A 21,125-nucleotide genomic window follows, 5' to 3' on the forward strand; every position below is an offset into this window, starting at 1 on the left:
CCAGCTGTTTTCGAGCCGCGCGCCTTCAATCGCGTCTTCGGAGATCGGCTTGCCGTCACGCAGTGGCGAGCCGACTGCCACAGCAACGCGCGCGCGGCCGGCGTCGCACGCATCGCATGCATCAGATCGGTGTCAACACGGGCTCGCCCGCGAAATGCCGCTTCGCGTTGCTGATGAAGTTGTCGACCGAGGCCTTGATCGCCTCCGGCGAGCGGCCGCCCACATGCGGCGTCAACACCACGTTGCGCAGCGCCAGCAAGGCCTCGGGCGGATGCGGCTCGCCTTCGTACACATCGAGCGCCGCGCCGGCGATCGTCTGCGCGCTCAGCGCCCGCGCCAACGCAGCGGTATCGACCACGCTGCCGCGCGACACGTTGACGACGAACCCCTGCGGACCGAGCGCGTCGAGCACGCGCTCGCCGATCAGATGCCGCGTGCCCGCTCCGCCGGGCGTCGATACCACCAGAAAGTCGCACCAGTGCGCGAGTGCTTCCACGCTGTCGAAGTAACGCAGCGGCGAGCCTTCACGCGGCTTGCGATTGTGATAGCCGATCTCCATGTCGAAGCCCGCGCCGCGCCGCGCGACCTTCTCGCCGATATTGCCGAGTCCGACGATCCCCAAACGTTTGTTCGAAACGTTCGGGTGCAGCGGCAGCGCATCGCGCCAGACGCCGGCGCGTGTGGCCTGGTCGAGTTGCGGCACATCGCGCACGACCGCGAGCAGGAGCGCGAACGCATGATCGGCGACGCAGTGATCGTTGGTCCCCGCGCCGTTGACGACTACGATGGCGCGCGCACGGGCGTGGTCGACGGCGAGATTTTCATAGCCTGCGCCCAACGCGCCGATCAGTTCGAGTTGCGGCATCCGGTCGATTTCCGCGGCGCTCAGCCCGGTCGTGCCGTTGGTCAGCACGGCGCGGATCGTGGCGCCGTGCGCGGCGATCGCAGCGTCGCGCAGCGAGGCATCGGGCGCGTACACGATGTCGAACGCCGTCGCGATGCCGGCGCGGCTGTCGTCGTTCAAGTGGATCAAGACCAGCAGGGATGGCTTCATGGTGAGGTTGGTGTCGGTGGCGTGGATGGTCGGGCTTCAAGGCTTTCGAGTGTAGCAAGGCCCATGCAGGCTCGCAGCCACGACCACGCCTAAGCGCTGACGCGCCGAGCGCAACGCCGCACGCGCCTCAAGTCCATTCAGGCCGGGCCGTTATCCTGTTGGACGGCCCTGCGAAAAGAGGCGTGGTGCCTTTTCTTTTCTGTCGCCGCCGAAATCGTCTTAACATAGCCGCAACTTCGACTCAGAGAAACCCATGCTGGATACCCTCCCGCGCGGCCCTGCGCCCATCAAAGACGCCCCGAAGGAAGTCCCCTTGCGGGACGCCCCGAAGCACGTCGCCCTAGGGGACGACTCCGAGATGTTCGAACTCGCGCCGGTCTCGCTCTGGCTCGAAGACTTCAGCGGCGTGCGTGCGCTGTTCGATGCATGGCGAGCCGAAGGCGTGACCGACCTGCGCGCGCATTTCGCCGAAGATCCGAGCCGGGTCGCCCAATGCGCGCACAGCATCCGCGTGATCAAGGTCAATCAGAAGACCCTCACGCAATTCGAGGCCGCCGATTTCGATGCGCTGACCAGCAATCTCGAGTCGGTGTTCCGCGACGATATGCTCAAGACACACCTCGAAGAGCTTTGCCAGCTGTGGGCCGGCAAAGCGCAGTTCACGAGCCAGACCGTCAACTACACGCTCGGCGGCCGCCGGCTCGACGTGCTGCTCAAGGGCGCGGTGCTGCCCGGCCACGAAGCGAACTGGGACCGCGTGCTGGTGTCGGTCGAGGACATCACCGAACTCGAAGGCGCGCGGCATCGCGTGACGCTCGCCGAGCAGTACGTACGCGGCCTGTTCGAGCATTCGCCGGTGTCGCTGTGGGTGGAGGATTTCAGCGCGGTCAAGCGCCTGCTCGACGGTGCGCGCGCGGCCGGCATCGACGATTTTCGCGTGTTCACCGACGTGCATCCCGAGTTCGTCGAGCGCTGCATGCAGGAGATCCACGTGCTCGACGTGAATCAGCACACGCTCGACATGTTCGCCGCGAAGGACAAGAAAACGCTGCTCGCGCACCTGCCCGACGTGTTCCGCGACGACATGCGCCCGCATTTCCGCGAGCAGCTGATCGATCTGTGGGACGGCAAGCTGTTCCAGCAGCGCGAAGTGCTCAACTATTCGCTCGACGGCAGCGAGGTGCACGTGCACCTGCAATTCTCCGTGCTACCCGGCCATGAGCGCGATTGGGACCTGGTGCTGGTGGCGCTCACGGACATCACGGCGCGCAAGAAGGCCGAGGCCTACCTGGAGTTCCTCGGCAAGCATGACGTGCTGACCAAGCTGCGCAACCGCTCGTTCTATGTGGATGAGCTGAACCGTCTCGAACGCAAGGGTCCGTGGCCGGTGACGATCATCATGGCCGATCTGAACGGTCTGAAGCGCGTGAACGACCAGCTCGGCCACGCCGCCGGCGACGCGCTGCTGCGGCGCGCGGGCGAAGTCCTCGCGAAGGCGATGGAAACGCCGTTTCACGCGGCGCGCATTGGCGGCGACGAGTTCGCGATCCTGATGCCGGACACCGACGAGCGCGGCGGCGCCGCGATGGTCGATGCGATCCGGCAACTGGTGGAGATGAACAACCAGTTTTACCCGGGTTCGCCGCTGAGCTTTTCGATGGGCGCGGCGACGTGCCAGCGCGGCGACCGGCTCGAAGCGGGCGTGCGGCGCGCCGACCTGCTGATGTACGACGAAAAACGCGCGCACTACGCGAATCAGCCGGCGGCGGACGCGGGCGGCAATTGACGGGCGATCGAACGTCGAGAAGTGCTGAAAGGCGCTACAGGTCCGCGCGGCCTGGCTGCAATGCCGCGCCGTGTCAGCACACTGCAAGCCCATCCACCCGCCCGATCAACCCGGCAACTTCGCCGCCAGCACATCCACCTTGTTGATGCTCGGCGGCGACGCGAGCAGCTCGCCGGCCTTCGCCATCAACGCTGCTGCGACCTTGCCGTTCAGATGCGCGTCGCGCCCGGCTTCATCGTCGAAGGCGTCGAAAATGCCGAAGGCGGACGGCCCCAGCTTCAGCGCAAACCACGCTGCGGTGGCCGGCTCCTGCTCCACCAGCGGCAGGCCGCCGAGCAGAAAATCCTCGACCTCCTGTTCCTTGCCGGGTTTGGCTTCGAGATGAACGTACAGAGCGAGTTTGACCATGACACGACTCCCGATGTGAGACGCAGACCGTGGATACGCTTTGCGAGCCTTCGCAAAGCGCGACGAAACGGCCGGGACCGTTTCGCCATCAAACGAGTATAGGCCGCGGCTTCATTGCGGGCGCAGCTCGTGGCGCGCATCGGCGCGAGGAAAACGCAATTCGAAGCGCACCACCCCTTGCGCCGGACACACCACGCGCGCCGTGCCGCCATGCAGGTGCATGATCGCCTTGACGATCGCAAGCCCCAGTCCGCTCGATTCGGTGAACGCGCTGCGCGCCGCGTCCGCGCGATAAAAACGATCGAATAGCCGGTTCAGTTGCGCCTCGGGAATCGGCTCGCCGTCGTTTTCAACCGCCACAGTCGCGCCCTCTGCGTCCTGCGTGCCGCGCAAACGCACGACCGTGTCGCTCGCGCCGTAACGCACCGCGTTGACCACCAGGTTGTTGATCGCGCGCCGGCACAGCAGCGGATTGACCGAAACTATGCCTTCGGCTTCGACTTCGAAGCGCATCCCGCGTTCGTCGGCAGGGCCTTCGAAATAGTCAGCGATCCTGACGAGTTCCGCACGCAGATCGACCGGCTCCCGCTCGACGGACAATGCCGCGTGATCCGCATGGGCCAGAAACAGAATGTTCTCCGCGATATGGCTCAGGCGGTTCAGCTCTTCGAGATTCGATTCGAGCAACTGCTGGTATTCGTCGGGTTCGCGCGGCTTGGCGAGCGTCACCTGGGTCTGCCCGATCAGCGCGCCGACGGGCGTGCGAATCTCATGCGCGAGATCGGCGGCAAACTGCGAGAGCCGCTGATAGCCGTCGGCGAGACGGTCGAGCATCGCGTTGAATGCGTGCGTGAGCTGCCGCAATTCGACCGGCGCCGCGTCGCTGTCGAGGCGCACCGACAGGCTCGCCGGGCTGATCTGAGCGGCCCGCGCGGCAATCGCGCGCACCGGCCGCAACGCGCGACGCAGCACGTACCAGGCGAGCAGCGTCGCGGCCAGCATGCCGGTCAGCGTCGCGAGCACGATCCGATTGCGGTACGCGGCCAGCATCCGCACTTCCTGCGTCATCGGGTGGCCGGCGATCACTTCGACCTCGCTGCCGTTCTCACGCGCTCGCGCGGTGGCAATCGCCCAATGCACCGGCACGCCGTCCGGCAAGCGCGTCTGATGAATGTCGGCAAGGCTTGGCGGGCGGTCCACGGTGCCGGCGGGTAATGCAGGCACCTCCACGTGAGCCGGGTTCACATCGACGAACGGCACTTCGCCGGGCCGGCGAAACAGCAGCACGTCCTGCTCCGCGCCGAGCATGGTCTCGAACAGCAGCGGCCGCTTCTTCAACTCGCTCACCGAATAAAGATCGTGCACGATCCGGCTGAAATGCTCGACGCGGCCCGTGAGCACGACATCGGCGCGGCGTTGCAGCGACACCTGCGCGGAGTGGTAAAAATACGCGCCGAGCGTGCCGATCACCACGCACGCGATCAACGCGAACAGCAGCGTGGTGCGCACGGTCAGCGAGCGTTCGGTCCAGAGTTTCATGCGCCGTCGCCGAACGTGTAGCCGATGCTGCGCACCGTATGGATCAGCTTCTTTTCAAACGGATGATCGACCTTGGCGCGCAGTCGTTTGATCGCGACGTCGACCACGTTGGTGTCGCTGTCGAAATTCATGTCCCACACTTCCGAGGCGATCTGCGAACGCGAGAGCGCTTCGCCCTGCCGGCGCACCAGCAGATGCAGCAGCATGAACTCCTTGTTGGTCAGCGGAATCTCGACGCCTTCGCGTGTCACCTTGCGGCGCAGCACGTCGAGCTTGAGGTCGGCGACCTCGAACAGGTCGCTCTCGCGGATCACGCCGCGGCGCAACAGCGTGCGAATGCGCAGCACCAGTTCGGTAAACGAAAACGGCTTGACGAGATAATCGTCCGCGCCGAGTTCGAGGCCGCGAATGCGGTCGCTGACCTGATCGCGCGCGGTCAGGAAAATCACCGGCAGATCGCGCCGCGCGCGCAACGTACGCATGATTTCCCAGCCGTCGATGCCGGGCAGCATCACGTCCAGCACCACGAGGTCATAGGCGTGTTCGAGCGCCATGTGCAGGCCGTCCGTGCCGGTGCGCGCGAGATCGACTGCATAGCCGCTCTCGCGCAAACCCTTTTTCAGGTAGTCGCCGGTTTTCGGATCGTCTTCGATGACGAGGATGCTCATGGTGCTCGGTGCTCCAACGCAGGCTTCGGCCCGAGGTTGGGCTCAGGCCGTGATTCAGCGGCGCAGTCCGGCCCACGGAGCGGCGCGGGACTTCACCATGGCGGTCATTCTACGTGGCGCCGCCGCGCCGTTCATGACGTTTTTGTCATCCATCTGTCACCCTGCCGAGCCGATTCGCCGCCTAATCTGTCCCTACCGTTCACCACCCCGGAGCAGATTCATGAAGATCGTTTCCGCGCAGGCACTACGCGCACTCGTCGCCCCCGCGCTCGCCGCCGCCTTGCTCGTGACAACCGCTGCGGCTCATGCGCAAAACGCCGCACCCACCGGCGTGCGCGGCACGGTGACCTCGCTCGCGGGCGATCTGCTCAAGGTCCACACGCGCGACGGCAAGGATGTCGACGTGAAGCTCGCGGCCAACACGCCGATTCGCGGCGTCACGCTCGCCAACGTCAACGACATCAAGCCGGACAGCTACGTCGGCACCGCCGCGATCCCGCAGGCCGACGGCACGCTGAAGGCGCTCGAAGTGCACGTGTTCCCGCCCAGCATGCGCGGCTCCGGCGAGGGTCATCGTCCGTGGGATCTCGGTTCGAACAGCTCGATGACCAACGGCACGGTCGGCTCGCTCGTGGTCAGCAACGGCCGCACGATCACCGTGAAGTACAAGGACGGTGAGAAGAAAGTGCTGATTCCGCAGGACGTGCCTATCGTCAGTCTGGAACCGGGCGACCGTTCATTGCTGGTGCCGGGCGCGAAGGTCGTGCTGTTTGCGCACAAGGAAGCGGACGGCTCGATGGCGGCGAACTTCATCTCGGCCGGCGAGCATGGTGTCACGCCGCCGATGTAAAGCGGCGCTTTAGCCAGTCTTTGCCCGACCATTCGAACAGCCGCGTTGCGTCATGACGCGGTCTGCCACTTTCCGTTCGCCCCGCCGTCCTCGCTCATGTCCGAATCGCAAGCGCGCCTGCTCGTTCACCCGTTCGTCGTCCGTTTGACGCATTGGATCAACGCGTTCGCGATGGTCTGCATGGTGATGAGCGGCTGGGCGATCTATAACGCCTCGCCCTTCTTTCCGTTCCGGTTCCCGGCGTGGGCGACGGTGGGCGGTTGGCTCGGCGGTTCGATTGCGTGGCATTTCGCGGCGATGTGGCTGCTCTGCGCGAACGGGCTGCTGTATCTGGCGTACGGCATCGGGAGCGGGCATTTCCGGCGCAAGCTGCTGCCGGTTCATCCACGCGATATCGCGCACGATGCGGCGTTAGCGATACGCTTTCGCCTGCCGCACGATACCGGCAAATACAACGCGGTGCAGCGTGCGCTTTATGTGCTCGTGCTGTGCCTCGGCGTGCTGCTCGTCGCGTCCGGGCTGTCGATCTGGAAGCCGGTGCAATTCTGGTGGCTGACCGCGCTGTTCGGCGGCTTCGATTTCGCGCGACGCGTGCACTTCATCGCGATGGCGGGCGTGGTCGGCTTTGTCGTCGTGCATCTGGCGCTGGTGCTGCTGGTGCCGCGCACGTTGCCGCCGATGCTCACGGGCCGCGCCCGTCGCACCGCGCATGAAGGGACTCAGGCATGAGCGCATCAAAACCCGCCGCCGCGCGCAAGACGCGGATCGTTCTAGCCGATCATCAACCGCAAATCGAGCGGCTGCAACGGCGCCTGTTTTTGCGCTCCTCGCTGTCGATCGGCGCGCTCGCGATGCTCTCCGGCTGCAACATGCAGGACAACGATTCCTTCGACAAGGTGCTGTGGGCGATGTCGCGCTGGAACGATCGCGTGCAGGGCTGGCTGTTCGACCGCAACCGGCTCGCGCCGACCTATTCGGCCCGCGACATCACCGACCCGTTTCCGTTCAACGCGTTCTATCCGGAGTTCGACGCGCCGGACATCGACGGCTCGACGTATCGGCTGGAAGTGTCGGGGCTCGTGTCGGACAAGCGCAGTTGGAACCTCGACCAGTTGCGCGCGCTGCCGCAAGCTTCGCAGATCACGCGCCACATCTGCATCGAAGGATGGAGCGCGATCGGCCAATGGCGCGGCGTGCCGTTTCGCACGTTCCTCGAACGCATCGGCGCCGATCTGACTGCCCAATACGTCGGCTTCAAATGCGCGGACCGCTATTACTCGAGCCTCGACATGGCGACGGCGCTGCATCCACAAACGCAACTGACGCTCGATTTCGGCAACGCCCCGCTGCCCGCGAAATACGGCTATCCGCTCAAGCTGCGCGTGCCGACCAAGCTCGGCTTCAAGAACCCCAAACATATCGCCGCGATCTTCGTGACCAATACGAATCCCGGCGGCTATTGGGAAGATCAGGGGTACAACTGGTTCAGCGGCTTATAACGGTTCGCAAGCCGCCGCATTGCCTTCAACGCGCCTAAACGGCGGTCACATAGCGCGCCACCGGCTTCTGCACGCGCGGCGGCGGCGCATCGTAGACAGTGCGCATGCGTTTGACTTCATCGACCGGACTGAGGCCGAACAAGCGCTTGAACTCGCGGCTGAACTGCGATGCGCTCTCGTAACCGACGCGCGCCGCGGCCGCACCCGCATTCAAACCGTCCTGCACCATCAGCAAGCGCGCGTGATGCAAGCGCGTGGTCTTCACGTATTGCATCGGTGAAGTCGCCGTGACGGCCTTGAACTGCGCATGAAACACCGCGAGGCTCATGCCCGCTTCAGCGGCCAGCGTATCGACGTCGAGTTCGCCGTGGTAGTCGGCGTGAATGCGGCGCAGCGCTTTGGCAATGCGGCCGAAATGATTCTGATGCGTGAGCGCCGCGCGAATCGCATCGCCCTGCTCACCCGTCAGCACCCGATAACAGATCTCACGCACCACGCCAGGCGCGAGAATGCGCGCGTCGAGCGGCGAAGCCAGCGCTTCCATCAGACGCTGCACCGCATTGCACAGCGCCGGGTCGAGCGGCGTCGAGTAGATGCCGACCGGCTCGTTTTGCGCAGCGCCCTGGGTTTCGTTCAGCGCCATCAGCAATTCGGCGACCATGGTCAGGTCCACGCGCACGGAGATCCCGAGGAACGGCTTCTCCAGACTCGCCTCGGTCTCGCATTCGAACGGCAGCGGCACCGACAGCACGAGGTACTGCTGCGCGTCGTACTGGAACACCTGATCGCCGAGAAACCCGCGCTTGCGGCCCTGACAGACAATCACGATGCTCGGCTCGTACATCACCGGCCTGCGCGACATTGGACTATTCGCGCGCATCAGGTTGACGCCTTCCAGACTCGAATGCGTGATGCCTGGAACGGGAGCGAGCAGATCAAACAATTCGATCACACGCTGCTGCGCGGGATCGGTCGTAGTGGGTTCAGCGGAACGGGTCGACATGACGGTATAGTGACGGTCAGGAGAATAATGCTTGAAATTTAGCACCAAACGGCCTATCGCGCTTCTCGCCAGGAGTTTTAGGCAAATCTTCAAGACATTCAGGTATTCCCGCACTCGCTACCGGCTCCTATGATGGGAACCCTGCCGGATCGACTTTTCCCCGCGCCGCACTGGCCCGGTTGGCCGTTCAACGCTTCGGCGAATTGGCCAACATCGCGTCAACCACCGTCAGCGCCGTGATCCCGGTTCAATGCCAGGCTTCGCCGCACCGGCAACATGCGTTGCCCATCGCGGGCGCCTTACACGATCACCCTCTTTGCTGGAGCTACCCATGAGCACGACTTATGCCTATGCAGCGACCGCCGCTACCGCGCCGCTCGCCCCGTTCGAAATCCAGCGCCGCGAACTGCGCGCCAATGACGTGCAGATGGAAGTCCTGTTTTGCGGTGTGTGCCATTCCGATCTGCATCAGGCGCGCAATGAATGGAAGAACACGGTGTTTCCGGTCGTGCCGGGTCACGAGATCGTCGGCCGCGTGACCGCGGTCGGTGCGGACGTGACGAAGTACAAGGCCGGCGACCTGGTCGGCGTCGGCTGTCTGGTCGATTCGTGCCGCACGTGCGCGAGTTGCGAGGAAGGTCTGGAGCAGTATTGCGAAAACGGGTTTGTCGGCACGTACAACGGCGTCGATCGCGTCGACGGACAGATCACATACGGCGGCTATTCGACGCAGCTCGTCGTGGACGAAGCGTTCACGCTGCGCGTGCCGGACAATCTCGACCCGGCGGGTGTCGCGCCGCTGCTGTGCGCGGGCATCACCACGTATTCGCCGCTGCGCACGTGGGGTGCGGGTCCTGGCAAGAAAGTCGGCATCGTCGGCCTCGGCGGACTCGGCCACATGGGTGTGAAGCTTGCTCGCGCGATGGGCGCGCATGTGGTGCTGTTCACCACGTCGCCGTCGAAGATCGAGGATGCGAAGCGGCTTGGCGCGCACGAGGTGGTGATTTCGAAGAATCCGGAAGAGATGGAAGCGCATCTGAACAGCTTCGATTTCATTCTGAACACCGTTGCCGCGCAGCATGACCTGAATCCGTTTCTGGATCTGCTCAAGCGCGATGGAACGATGACGCTGGTCGGCGCGCCGGAGCACGATCATCCGTCGCCGCAGGTGTTCAATCTGATCATGAAGCGCCGGCGTCTGGCCGGGTCGCTGATTGGCGGGATTGCCGAGACGCAGGAAATGCTGGATTTCTGCGGTGAGCATGGGATTACTTCTGATATTGAGGTGATTCCGATGCAGGGGATCAATGAAGCTTATGAACGGATGCTGAAAAGTGATGTTAAGTATCGGTTTGTGATTGATCTGGATTCCTTGCGGAAGTAAGTGGTTTTTTTGCCCGCGCAGCGGATTGGTTTTTTCGCCTGCGGCGCGGGCTTTTGTTGAGACTGTTTTTTTGTTGAACCCGTATGGCGTTTTTTGGTTGTGCTCTTTGGGGTGTTGGCCTTTCCTTGAATTCACGGTGGTCTATTAGCGTTGCCCCTGTGCGGGGCGGCACTTACTTTCTTTGCATGCCGCAAAGAAAGTAAGCAAAGAAAGCGGCTTCAAACCGCTAATTCTTAAGTGGATCCCCTGGCTTGGAGGGGGTAGTGGTGCATCTGGAATCTGTGCGCTCGCACATTCCGCGTTAGTGACAAAGCCGTCATCCGCTCCCACTCCGCACTGCGTGCGTCGCGGCCGGGTCTGCAACGGAAACCCGACGATCATTCATTGTGTAGCGGGGCCATCGGCTTCGCCTCGGCGAGGCGCCGAATAAAACCAATGACTTTCTGAAGTACCGCGTCGGCGCGCGTAGCGCCGCCGGAAGTATGACTGCCTTGTCACTGACGCTGAATGCGCAATGACACAGATTCCAGATGCACCACTGCCCCCTCCAAGCCAGGGGACCCGCTTAAGAGTTAGCGGTTTGAAGCCGCTTTCTTTGCCTACTTTCTTTGCGGCTGCGCCCCGAAGGAAGTCCCCTTGGGGGACAAAGAAAGTAGGTGCCGCCCCGGACAGGGGCAACGCTAATAGACCACCGTGAATTCAAGGAAAGGCCAACACCCAAAAGAGCACACCCCAAAGCGCCGCAGGCAAAAACCAAAAACCCAAACCTTAACCTCGACTGGAGTTTGCACCGTGATTGACAGAATAACTGCAATGCGCACATTCATCCGAATCGTGGACACCAACAGCTTCACCCGCGCAGCGGAGTCACTAAACATTCCGCGCGCGACGGCGACCACCATCGTGCAGAATCTGGAAGCCCTGCTCGGCACGGCGCTCCTCGCCCGCACCACGCGGCGTCTAAGCGTCACGCCCGAAGGCGCCGCCTACTACGAACGCTGCGCACAGATCCTCGCCGACATCGACGAAATGGAAGCCAGCATCCGTTACGCAACCGACAACCTGACCGGCCGTCTGCGCATCGAAATGCCGGGCGCCGTGGCAAGCGGCATCGTCCTGCCGGCACTCGACGACTTTCACGCCCGTTACCCGAACCTCGATCTGGCGATCGGCGTGAGCAACCGCACCGTCGATCTGATCTCCGAAGCCATCGACTGCAGCATCCAGCTCGGCGAATTGCCCGATTCGAATCTGGTCGCGCGGCAACTCGGCACGATCGAACACGTGACCTGCGCAAGCCCGGCCTATCTGGCTCGCTACGGCACGCCCGTCGCGCTCGACGATCTGCGCGGACACGTCGCGGTCAATTGCATGTCGCCGCATAACGGCCGCGAAGTGGACTTCGATTTCGAAGTGGACGGCGAAGCGCAAAACGTCAAGGTCGAAGGCTTCGTCAAGGTCAGCGACGAGCAGGCGTATCTCACCTGCGGACTGCAAGGCCTCGGCCTGATTCAGCCCGCGCGGATCGCCGCGCAGCCCTACCTCGCTTCAGGGCTGCTGCGCGAAGTACTGCCGCAATGGAAGCCAGTGCCGATGCCGGTCTCGGTGGCCTACGTGAAGAACCGCCGCGTGTCGCCGCGCGTGCGCGCCTTCGTCGACTGGCTGGCGGAGCTGTTCGAAAATACCGAGCACGTCGATCAGGATCTCTCGCGTGTGCGTCAATTGCTGCGCGGCCTGCATCCCGCCTGAGGCGGGTCGTATGCAGGCGCGCAACGCGAAGCGAAACGACGCAAAACGGCGCGTCAGTTCGGTAGCGTGACCGGCACCGGCCGCGTCAACAGATCCACGTAGAAATTGAAAAAGCCCGGATTATCGAAGCGTTTGACGATCTTCATCTTCTGCAAACCCGCCGGCGGCGAACTCGTATAACCAGTTGCCTTGCCGTCATTGGCGCCGAAGCTGGTATCCACGTCCACCCACTCGTCCACGGTCTGCGTCGCGAACGAAGGATGCATCAGATACGCGAGCGTCAGCGTGTCCCAGATGTTCGTCGTGTAGTTCGGATTCGTCTCGAAGCCGTTCTTGCCGTCGAAACCATAGCCGTTCAACGTTTTGAACAGTTGCGTGATGATGGTCTGCTTGGTGGGGTCGTGCGCGACCCGGTCATAAAGCGTCTTGTCCATCTGCACGGTGTCGGTCACGTCGAGCGGAATCACCACCTGTTTGATCGGCAAATGCAGCACGGTCTTGGCCGCTTCCGGATCGAACCACCAGTTGAATTCCGCGGTCGGCGTGGTGTTGCCCGGCACGTCGATTGCGCCGCCCATGTAGATGATCTGTTTGATGAGTGGCACGATCTCCGGATGCTGGCGCGTGGCGAGCGCAATGTTGGTCAACGGGCCGATGGCGAGAATCGTCACTTCGCCGGGATACTGCTTGACCGAATCGACAATGAATTCGACCGCGCTCCTGCTCTGCACTTTGGTATGAGTCGCGAAACCGTCCGGCGGCGCGACGAGGTCGCTATCCGAGGTCGGCTCGGGCGTGCTCCAGGCGCCCAGATAACCATCGCCGCCGGGGAATTGCTTCTGTTCGGCCTGAATCGTCGCGAAGTCATGGGACAACGCGTAATCGGCGCCCGCATACACGCCGATCTGCTTTTCGACGCCGAGACGCTCGACCGCTTTCAACGCGTCAGACGTGCCCTGCTTCAACCATTGATTGCCGGACACCACCGTAATACCCAGTACTTTCAGCGAGCCTTGCGCCTGCAATTGCGCGGCCATCACGCCGAGCTGGCCATCGTCGCTCAGCGTGTTGTAGTCGCTGTCGATAATCACTTTGGGTGTGTTGGCGGCGGTGAGGTTATCCCCGCCGCATGCCGGAATGGCCAGAACGGACGCGACGATCGCCATGCACTTCAATGCCACGAGAACTCGCCTCATTGATGTCTCCGTTTTTATCTCGCCGTGCCACGCGAGCAAGGAAGGCCATCATAGACGTAATCCCATTGAAATCAACTCGTCATGCCCGATGGGTCATTCATGGAATCAGCTTGCGGCGGCGGAGATTATCGAAGATGCCGATAAACATCGTCTCCGTATCGATGAATTCGTGAAACCCAAAGCGCCGCGCTTTCGAACCGTCGCCGAACATGTCGTAGTCCCAGGAGAAAACGAAATCGGCAAAACGCCATGACGAAACGTCCTGATACGCAACCGGCTGCAAGCCGTGCTTGTGCGTCATCGCATTCCACAACGGCGCCTTGTCGGCCATCATCGTCTCCAGCGACATCGGCAGCGGCGGCGCCACTTCGAGCTCGAAATAGCGGGCGATCTTCGGCCACATGTCATTCCAGCGGAACACGTCGCCATTACCGATGTTGAACGCCTGATTCGCAGCGCGCGGCTCGGTCGCGGCCCATACGGTCGCGCGTGCGAGCAACCCGGCATCGGTCATTTCGAGCAGCTTGTCATAAGCGCCCGGTCTGCCCGGAAAGCGCAACGGCAAGCCGAGTTCTTTCGACATCGATGCATACACGGCAATCGCCAGCGCCAGATTCATCGGATTGCCGAGCGCGAATCCGCCCACCACCGCGGGGCGAAGCGCCGACCAGTTCCAGCGCTTGCCCGCGTGACGCGTTTCGAGAAAGCGCTGCTGATCGAACATGAACTCCGGCGGCATGAAGTGCGCGTCGTCCTCGCGCGCCGGTGTTTTGAACGGACCAAGATGGCCGCCGTATACCTTGTAGCCCTGCATCAGGCTCACGTGCTGCAAATCAGGCGCTACCGGTTCGATCGCGGCGAGCGTGTTGACGAGCATGGCCAGATTCGGCGGCACCAGCTCAGTCCAGCTCGAGCGGTCCTGATAAGCCGCGTAGAACACATGCGTGACATGATCGAGGCCACGCAGTTTTGCCCGCGCGTCGGCCGGGTCGAGCAGATCGGCAGCGATGTATCGCACGCGTTGGCGGTCCGCGCCGCCGCGCCGCGCGAGGCCGATCACGTCCCAGTCGTCGAGCGTGGCGAGATGCTCGACCAGATTGCGCCCGATCACTCCCTGCGCACCCACCACCAAGGCCACCTTCTTCGCTGCGTTCATTGCGGAACTCCGATCGTTCGTTCGTTGCGACGGCGCGTGTTGTGCTGGCCGCTCGGTAGCTGAAAGATATCGGCGCAACCGCGCTTTCGGTAGACTGCCCGCTGGCATATCACCTGTGAATTGAACTCACGATGGCACGTTTGGACGTGAACCGTTCCGGCGAACTCGAAGTGTTCGTGCGCTCGGTCGAACTAGGCGGCTTTTCGGCGGCGGCGCGCGCGCTGGGGATGACGCCGTCGGCGGTCAGCAAACTGGTGGCGCGCCTCGAAGCCCGCCTGGGCGCCCGTCTTCTGAACCGCTCCACCCGCAATCTGCAACTCACGCCCGAGGGCTGCGTGTTCTATGAGCGCGGCGTGCGCGTGCTTGCCGAACTCGACGAAACCGAGCGCGGCGCGGCCATCGGCGCCACGCCGCGCGGCCGTGTGCGCGTGCATGCAAACGTGCCGCTTGGCCGGCACTATCTGCTGCCGCTTGCGCCGGCGTTTCTCGACGCGCATCCCGACATCACGCTCGATATCGTGCTGACCGATCAGGTCGTGGACTTGCTGGAGCAGCGTACCGATGTCGCGATCCGCAGCGGGCCGCTAAAGGATTCGCAACTGGTGGCGCGCAAGCTGGGCGACGCCAGCATGGTGATCGTGGGCGCGCCAGCCTATCTCGCGCGCCGCGGCACTCCACGGACGCCTGCGGATCTGGATGCGCACAACCGGCTCGGCTTCGGCTTCGCGAGAACGCTCAACGGCTGGCCGCTACTCGATGCACGACGCGCGAGGATCGAGGTGCCCGTCGAGGGCAACGCGCTCGCGAGCGACGGCGAGACGCTGCGCCAACTGGCGCTGGCCGGTGTGGGACTCGCACGGCTTGCCGCGTTTCAGGTGCGTGACGATGTAGCCGCCGGACGCCTCGTCGTGCTGCTCGACGCGTTCAATCCCGGCGACACCGAACCAGTCAACGCGCTCTATCTCGGCCAGGGCGGTCATCTCCCCGCACGCGTGCGCGCGTTGCTGGATTTTCTGATGGAGCACATGCGCGTCGATTGATACGCACCGCTAACGACCGGGCCACAACGGGGCAAAGCCCGTTGCGGCCTCCGTCGTCGCCGTCGAAGCATCGACGATTGCGACGCTTTATTGCGACTCTTCGGCCCACACGGCATTCTCGCGGGCCATCAACGCGGTCGACGCCGCCGGCCCGAAGGTGCCCGCCGTATACCCGCGCGGCCGCTCGCCCGACTTGGCCCAGCCTGCCAGAATCGGCTCGGCCCACGCCCATGCGGCCTCCAGTTCGTCGCGGCGCATGAAGTGCGTGAGGCGCCCGCGGATCACATCGATCAGCAAACGCTCATACGCTTCCGCGCGACGCTCGGTGAAGGCCTGTTGCAGATCCAGATTCAGATTCACCGGCAGCATGTGCATGCCGCTACCCGGCTCCTTCGCGAGCATCTGCAACTGGATCGATTCTTCCGGCTGCAACTGGATCACCAGACGGTTGCCATAGTTGCGCGTGCCGTTCGGAAAGATCGAGAACGGCAGTTCGGAGAACTCGATGACGATCTCCGACACCTTCTTCTGCATCCGCTTGCCGGTGCGCAGGTAAAACGGCACGTTGGCCCAGCGCCAGTTGTTGATATGCGCGCGCAGCGCGACGAATGTTTCGGCGCGGCTGCCCGCCGGCACATTGTCTTCTTCGAGGTAGCCCCCCACCGCCTCGCCGTCCACGGCGCCCGCGGTGTACTGGCCGCGCACGGTATCGCGAGCGATGTCCTCGGGCGTCATCGGACGGAGCGAGCGCAGCACCTTGAGTTTTTCGTCACGGACCGCGTCCGGATCGAGCGATACCGGCGGCTCCATCGCGACGATGCACAGCAATTGCAGCAAGTGGTTCTGCACCATGTCGCGCAGCGCGCCGGTCTTGTCATAGAAGCCCGCGCGACTGCCCACGCCGACCGTTTCCGCGACCGTGATCTGCACGCGCTTGATATACGGCGCCTGCCACAGCGGACCGAAAATCGGATTGCCGAAGCGCAGCACCATCAGGTTCTGCACGGTTTCCTTGCCGAGGTAGTGGTCGATCCGGTAGATCTGCGCTTCGCTGAAGTGATTGCCGACCGCCCTGTTGATCTCCTGCGCGGAGGCCAGATCGTGGCCCAGCGGCTTTTCGAGCACGACGCGCGAATTGGCGTCGACGAGCCCCGCCGACGCCAGGTGATCGCAGATGTCCGTGAACAGATCCGGCGAGGTCGCGAGATAGAACACGCGGCGCACGCCGTCGCGCGACGCGGTCTTCAGACGCTGGTAGTCGTCGGCCGAATCGACATCCATCCGCACGTATTCGAACAGCGCGAGAAATTTGTCCCACGCGGCCGCGTCGAACGCTTTCTTTTCGATGAAGGGCTTGGCCTTCTGCTCCATGAATTCGGCGATGTACTCGTCACGCGACCAGGGCTTGCGGCCGATCGTGACGATGCGGGTCTCGGGTGGCAGATTGCAATGCAGATGCGCCATGTACAGCGCGGGCAGCAGCTTGCGGAACGACAGGTCGCCGGTGCCGCCGAAGATGATCATGTCGAGCGGCAGGTCGGGTGTGGCTGAAGCGTGTTGGGTCGTCATAGCGCGGTCGCAGCGTCGTGATGAAGAGGCATCGGTCAAGGGGACAGAAAAAGCGTGGGCGAACTGCCCCGCGCCGGCGGACCGGCTTTTTTCTGGCAAATGCCTATGGTGCAACGTTTTGAGATAGTTTGCACGGCAACATCTGCCCCAGGTTGGCGCAAGATGCCAACCGGTGGCGCCAAGGGGCTGTTTGGATGGGGGTTTTGCGCCGTTCGCCCTTCCCCCGGGCCGCCCCCTCTCCCAAAGCCTTCAGCCGCCTGACAATGCCGCGCGCGCCACCCGGCACGCCGCCAGATCCCACGCCGCGCAGCCGACAGTTTTGAACACCACCGGCGTCGCCGCCGGTAACAGCGCGGCGTTTTCCAACACCCCGGCAATCCCGCCGACCGTCGCCCAATCCACGCCGGCCTGGATGAAGTCGCCGGCCTCGTGCTTCGCGCCGGCCGGGTCGTCGACGAACAGCGCGCTGGCGCCGAGCGTGCGCGCGCCGATCTCGGCCATCGCCGGCGTGAAGGCGCCGACCCCGATCACGAGCCGCCCGGCACGCGCCGCTTCGTCGTAGACGGGCTGTTTGCTGGTGGTCAGTGCGATCACCACCTCGGTCGAGTCGGGAATCGTCGCGCCTGCGAGCGGTTGCAGGTCGATCGCGCTGCCGCGATGCGCGGCGCAAAACGCTTCGGCTCGCGCGGGCGCGCTGCCCTTCACCCGCACGCGCGCGTCGGGAAACAGTTCGCCGATCGCCTGCAGATGGTTGAGCGCCTGCGTGCCCGTGCCGATCAGCAGGAACTCGCGCGGCGCGCTCGCGGCGAAAGTCGCGACGCCGAGCATCGACATCGCCGCGGTACGGCGGCCCGTCACGGCCGGGCCGTCGAGGACGAACAGCGTCTCGCCGGTATCGGCGTCGAAGGCCATGACCTGGCCGTGGATCGTCGGCAGATTGCGTGCGCCGTTACTTGCGCACACGTTGACGAGCTTGTGGATCGCGAGATCGGGCGCGGTGGCCGGCATCGACAGCATGATGCCGCCTGCGTTGAGCGGCACGACGAGCCGCTCGGGACTCACGATGCGCTGCGCCGCATAGTCGATGCTCGCGCGCTTCAGGGCGTCGACGAGCGCCGCATAGGGAATCAGCCGCGCGGTCGCGGCGGCGTCGAAAATCTGCGTGGTCGGGCGGGTCATGAGCGGGGTCGTTCCAATCCTGGTGAGAGGGTGAGTTCGGATTCGGCGCATGACGGACACCGGGTCGGTGGACCGCATGCGCGCGGACTGAAGCGTGGTTGAGCCGCGGGCGAGTCATTGCGGGCACGACGTCACCGTAACCGAGCGCGGCGCCGATGACCAGTCACACTGAACATGCCAGCGGTTTTACGATTGAATGGGCAATTGGTTTTGGGGATGAGGGAGCGCGGCCGGTCGCGGGCAGCTCGCGGCCGGTCGAGACGAAGTTCGACCAGCACGGGAACGCGCGGCGCTTACGCTGCGATCAGGGCCACGACCCAAGCCACGGATCGAAACCCCGATCAACCACGATTCGAGCCGCGCACAACGTCTGCGCGCTGCGCTTGCGCGTCGATGCGCAAATTCCTGAGCGCCCGTCACTGCGACGCGGCCTTATCGTCGCCCTTCTTGCCACCCTTGAACATCGCTCGGCAGGCGGGGCTCAGTTCGTCGATGTGCTGCTTCATGCAGGCGGTGATCTTTGCTTTGTTGGGAATATGGACTGCGCAGAAATGGATCGCGTCGCCGCGACAGGCTTTGGCCTGGTCGTCGCTGCTGGCGGCGTTCGACGAGGCGGCGGCGCCAAGAGCGAAAAGGCTGGCAGCAAGCAGGCAGTGGGATCGTTTCATGTCAGGCCCGAAATCGCGAAAGACAACGAACAAGCTGAAGCAGAAAACGGGCCCGATCACTGCGCGTGGTGCGCCGGCGTGTCGGGTAACACGTTGCCCGATTGTTGCCCGATCGTAGCCCGACGACTCGCCGGACACCGCCCCCGCCACCCTGCACTCGCCGCGCCTAACTGACGATCCGCCTCAGCACCATCCCGCGCCCCGCATAGAAGCGCGCCATCGTGACGAACGGCAGGTACACGTCGGCCTGATGTGGCGCGATCCCCGATGGATTATGAAACCACACGCCGTCGCGATCGCGTCCGTGCAGCAGAATCAGATGGCCGCCTTGGCGCTGATTCGGCCGGTCGGGATAGCGGATCTCCGGGCTTACCGAGACGATCGCCAGCGTATCGGCGGCGAGCCGCGCGGCGATCTCTTCGAGCGGCGCCTTCGGCAGCACCTCGACCCGCACGCCAAACGCGCCGCCCACCCAGTCGCCAAACGGCTGGTAGATCAGACCGTCGACTCCGCCGTCCGCACGCATCCGGTACACGCCATGCCGCAGCGCTTCGTCGAGCAGCGCGGCGCGCGGCGCGTGCCCGATGCGCCAGTAGTCGAGCGCGGATTCGAGGCAGGTCAGACCGCACAGGCGCTTGGCCCAGAAGCGGTAGCGCTGCCGGTCGGCGAAGCCGCTGCGCTGCCAGTGCGGATCGTCGCACGGGTCGCCCTGCTGCTCGACGATGTGCCGAACCCATTCCGGGCTGCCCCATTGCGTGTAGTACGGGACGCCGGCGTGGCGGAGGGTCGGTTCGTTCATTGCGTTCATCGGTCGTGCGTCAGGATGAGGGGCGTTTTTCACAGCATGCTGCGCGGCCGTTGCATCGTGCCGTCGAAGAAGCGCTGCAATCGGAACGCCGACAGGTCGAGCGACGCCTTGTCGCCGTCGTTCATTTCGGCGAGCAGCTTGCCGACGATCGGCCCCATCGCGAAACCATGGCCGCAAAAGCCGGTGGCGATCGTCAGTCCGGGCACCTGTGGCGGCGCATCGATCACCGGAATGCCGTCGGGCAGCACGTCGATCAGGCCGGCCCACGATTCGACCACCTGCGCGTCTTTCAACGCGGGGAACAGCGTGCGCAGCTTTTTCAGTGCGTGCGGCGCGTGACCCACGTTCGGCTGTGGATGCGGATCGCGCGGATGCAGCACGCGCTCGCCTGCCGGCACGATGCCCGGCAGGCGTTCACGCAGATCGCGCAGACACGCGCCATTCAGATGGAAGCTAAACTTCTCGCGCTGCTTCCACAACTCGGGCAAAAACCACTTGAGCGCGCGGAAGTGGCCGAACGTCATGTCGACGTCGACCTGCATGTCGTCGGCCAGATTGATGGCGCCGTTCGCGCGCTGGCGCACGCCGAGGCCGTGGCCCCAGAACGTGGATGCGGTGAGGCGCGGCAGCGGGTTGGTGCGCATGCAGGTGCCGCGCACTGCCTGCTGCGGCAGTTCGAGTCCGAGCGTGTCGAGCAGCCGCCAAGTGCTGGCGCCCGCCACGCAAATCAGACGCGAGGTGCGCAGCGTGCCGCGCTCGGTGACTACGCCGGCAATCGCGCCGCCCGCCCGTTCCACGCCGAGCACGCCGCAGCCTTCGAAAAACAGCGCGCCGGCTTCGGCTGCCCGCGCCGCGAAGGCGGCCGCCACGCGGCGCGGCTCGGCCTGGCCGTCGCTCGGGGTATAGAGACCGCCGAGCGCCGGGCCTTGCATACCGGTCACGACCGTGTCGATCTGCTTGCGATCGAGCGTGCGCGTGTCGAGTCCGTACTGGCGCGCGACGTCCATCCATTGCTGGAACGAAGCCCAGTCCTCTTCGTCGGACGCGACGTAGAGGCAGCCGCCCTGACGCCACTCCAGATCGAAATTCAACTCGCCTTCAAGTTCTTTCCACAGCGGGATGCTGGCCATCATCAGCGGCACTTCGGCGGCTTCACGGCCCTGCTGGCGCACGAAACCCCACGCCCGCGACGACTGCTGCCCGGCGATCCGCGATTTGTCGAGCACCACCACCGACAAGCCGCGGCGCGCCAGATAATAGGCGGCCGCGCAGCCCATGATGCCGGCGCCCGCGATCACCGCGTCGGCTCGACTGGGGAATGGTTGATCGGCGCGGGTGAAGCTTGCGTGCAGCGGGTAAGTCGTGGTCATCGGGCGGGTCGGTTTTAAGTGTGAGCATAATCTTCGCAGGCACCCGCGTTATCCGCAATGCCGCCGCACCGGGCACAGCAGGCCGAGAAGCGCCGGGTGGCGCGGACCGCATATTGAATGCCGGGGTGAACGACATTTATGCGTCACACAGATATTTGCAAAATATTCGTCTGGCAGATATTCGCAAAATATTTGTGAG

Annotated in this window: 19 protein-coding genes; 7 read left to right on the forward strand and 12 right to left on the reverse strand. The window is 64.0% G+C overall.

What is annotated here, in order from left to right; genetic code table 11:
* Positions 1–121 precede the first annotated feature (121 nt).
* The gene (locus tag FVF58_RS24475) at positions 122–1,054 is read right to left on the reverse strand and encodes a 2-hydroxyacid dehydrogenase (RefSeq protein ID WP_149672409.1); all 933 of its coding nucleotides are present in this window, start codon (positions 1,052–1,054) and stop codon (positions 122–124) included.
* A 253-nt stretch (positions 1,055–1,307) separates the two neighbouring features.
* On the opposite strand from FVF58_RS24475, the gene FVF58_RS24480 reads away from it, so the two are divergent.
* Positions 1,308–2,840, forward strand: a complete 1,533-nt coding sequence (locus FVF58_RS24480; RefSeq protein ID WP_149672410.1) for a sensor domain-containing diguanylate cyclase — start codon at positions 1,308–1,310, stop codon at positions 2,838–2,840.
* Between the two features lie 105 nt (positions 2,841–2,945).
* Here the strand turns inward: FVF58_RS24480 and FVF58_RS24485 are convergent, their stop codons facing one another.
* The 3 genes from FVF58_RS24485 to FVF58_RS24495 form a co-directional block, all read right to left on the reverse strand.
* Positions 2,946–3,248 carry a putative quinol monooxygenase gene (locus tag FVF58_RS24485; protein ID WP_149672411.1) on the reverse strand — a complete coding sequence of 101 codons (303 nt, stop codon included), beginning with the start codon at positions 3,246–3,248 and terminating at the stop codon, positions 2,946–2,948.
* A 111-nt stretch (positions 3,249–3,359) separates the two neighbouring features.
* On the reverse strand, positions 3,360–4,787 hold the full coding sequence (locus FVF58_RS24490; protein WP_149672412.1) for a heavy metal sensor histidine kinase: 1,428 nt from the start codon (positions 4,785–4,787) through the stop codon (positions 3,360–3,362).
* Entirely contained in the window at positions 4,784–5,455 is a 672-nt protein-coding gene (locus FVF58_RS24495; RefSeq protein WP_149672413.1) for a heavy metal response regulator transcription factor, read from the reverse strand. Before FVF58_RS24495 ends, FVF58_RS24490 begins: the two co-directional genes overlap by 4 nt.
* Positions 5,456–5,675: 220 nt before the next feature.
* Between FVF58_RS24495 and FVF58_RS24500 the strand changes: the two genes are divergently transcribed.
* From FVF58_RS24500 to FVF58_RS24510, 3 genes are all read left to right on the forward strand, one after another.
* Positions 5,676–6,305 carry a DUF5666 domain-containing protein gene (locus FVF58_RS24500; RefSeq protein ID WP_149672414.1) on the forward strand — a complete coding sequence of 210 codons (630 nt, stop codon included), beginning with the start codon at positions 5,676–5,678 and terminating at the stop codon, positions 6,303–6,305.
* Positions 6,306–6,401: 96 nt separating this feature from the next.
* Positions 6,402–7,034 carry a cytochrome b/b6 domain-containing protein gene (locus FVF58_RS24505; RefSeq protein WP_149672415.1) on the forward strand — a complete coding sequence of 211 codons (633 nt, stop codon included), beginning with the start codon at positions 6,402–6,404 and terminating at the stop codon, positions 7,032–7,034.
* Entirely contained in the window at positions 7,031–7,804 is a 774-nt protein-coding gene (locus FVF58_RS24510) for a molybdopterin-dependent oxidoreductase (RefSeq protein WP_149672416.1), read from the forward strand. The genes FVF58_RS24505 and FVF58_RS24510 overlap by 4 nt, the downstream gene beginning before the upstream one ends.
* 34 nt (positions 7,805–7,838) lie before the next feature.
* Here the strand turns inward: FVF58_RS24510 and FVF58_RS24515 are convergent, their stop codons facing one another.
* Positions 7,839–8,807, reverse strand: coding sequence for an AraC family transcriptional regulator (locus tag FVF58_RS24515; RefSeq protein WP_149672417.1), 969 nt, complete (start codon positions 8,805–8,807; stop codon positions 7,839–7,841).
* A gap of 331 nt (positions 8,808–9,138) precedes the next feature.
* Here FVF58_RS24515 and FVF58_RS24520 point away from each other — a divergent pair, with 331 nt between their 5' ends.
* Both FVF58_RS24520 and FVF58_RS24525 read left to right on the forward strand, forming a co-directional pair.
* Positions 9,139–10,191 carry an NAD(P)-dependent alcohol dehydrogenase gene (locus FVF58_RS24520; protein WP_149672418.1) on the forward strand — a complete coding sequence of 351 codons (1,053 nt, stop codon included), beginning with the start codon at positions 9,139–9,141 and terminating at the stop codon, positions 10,189–10,191.
* A gap of 792 nt (positions 10,192–10,983) precedes the next feature.
* The gene (locus tag FVF58_RS24525) at positions 10,984–11,940 is read left to right on the forward strand and encodes a LysR family transcriptional regulator (protein ID WP_149672419.1); all 957 of its coding nucleotides are present in this window, start codon (positions 10,984–10,986) and stop codon (positions 11,938–11,940) included.
* 53 nt (positions 11,941–11,993) lie between these two features.
* Here the strand turns inward: FVF58_RS24525 and FVF58_RS24530 are convergent, their stop codons facing one another.
* Entirely contained in the window at positions 11,994–13,136 is a 1,143-nt protein-coding gene (locus FVF58_RS24530; RefSeq protein ID WP_149672420.1) for a nucleoside hydrolase, read from the reverse strand.
* 97 nt (positions 13,137–13,233) lie between these two features.
* Positions 13,234–14,292 (reverse strand): SDR family oxidoreductase, encoded by a 1,059-nt coding sequence (locus FVF58_RS24535; protein WP_149672421.1) that lies wholly within the window; start codon positions 14,290–14,292, stop codon positions 13,234–13,236.
* 131 nt (positions 14,293–14,423) lie between these two features.
* Between FVF58_RS24535 and FVF58_RS24540 the strand changes: the two genes are divergently transcribed.
* Positions 14,424–15,332: a LysR family transcriptional regulator gene (locus FVF58_RS24540; RefSeq protein WP_149672422.1), complete on the forward strand. Its 909-nt coding sequence runs from the start codon at positions 14,424–14,426 to the stop codon at positions 15,330–15,332.
* 87 nt (positions 15,333–15,419) lie between these two features.
* On the opposite strand, the gene zwf is transcribed toward FVF58_RS24540, so the two are convergent.
* The 5 genes from zwf to FVF58_RS24565 all read right to left on the reverse strand — a co-directional run bounded on the left by zwf (position 15,420) and on the right by FVF58_RS24565 (position 20,926).
* Positions 15,420–16,901, reverse strand: a complete 1,482-nt coding sequence (zwf, locus tag FVF58_RS24545; RefSeq protein WP_149672423.1) for a glucose-6-phosphate dehydrogenase — start codon at positions 16,899–16,901, stop codon at positions 15,420–15,422.
* A gap of 249 nt (positions 16,902–17,150) precedes the next feature.
* Positions 17,151–18,080 carry a bifunctional Delta(1)-pyrroline-2-carboxylate/Delta(1)-piperideine-2-carboxylate reductase gene (gene lhpI / locus FVF58_RS24550; protein WP_149672424.1) on the reverse strand — a complete coding sequence of 310 codons (930 nt, stop codon included), beginning with the start codon at positions 18,078–18,080 and terminating at the stop codon, positions 17,151–17,153.
* 416 nt (positions 18,081–18,496) lie between these two features.
* Positions 18,497–18,748: a hypothetical protein gene (locus FVF58_RS53000; protein WP_246217193.1), complete on the reverse strand. Its 252-nt coding sequence runs from the start codon at positions 18,746–18,748 to the stop codon at positions 18,497–18,499.
* Positions 18,749–18,914: 166 nt separating this feature from the next.
* Positions 18,915–19,547, reverse strand: a complete 633-nt coding sequence (locus FVF58_RS24560; RefSeq protein WP_149672425.1) for a C39 family peptidase — start codon at positions 19,545–19,547, stop codon at positions 18,915–18,917.
* 38 nt (positions 19,548–19,585) lie between these two features.
* On the reverse strand, positions 19,586–20,926 hold the full coding sequence (locus FVF58_RS24565; protein WP_149672426.1) for an NAD(P)/FAD-dependent oxidoreductase: 1,341 nt from the start codon (positions 20,924–20,926) through the stop codon (positions 19,586–19,588).
* Positions 20,927–21,125 lie beyond the last annotated feature (199 nt).

It is taken from the genome of Paraburkholderia panacisoli (assembly GCF_008369935.1).
GTDB classification, from domain to species: Bacteria; Pseudomonadota; Gammaproteobacteria; order Burkholderiales; family Burkholderiaceae; genus Paraburkholderia; species Paraburkholderia panacisoli.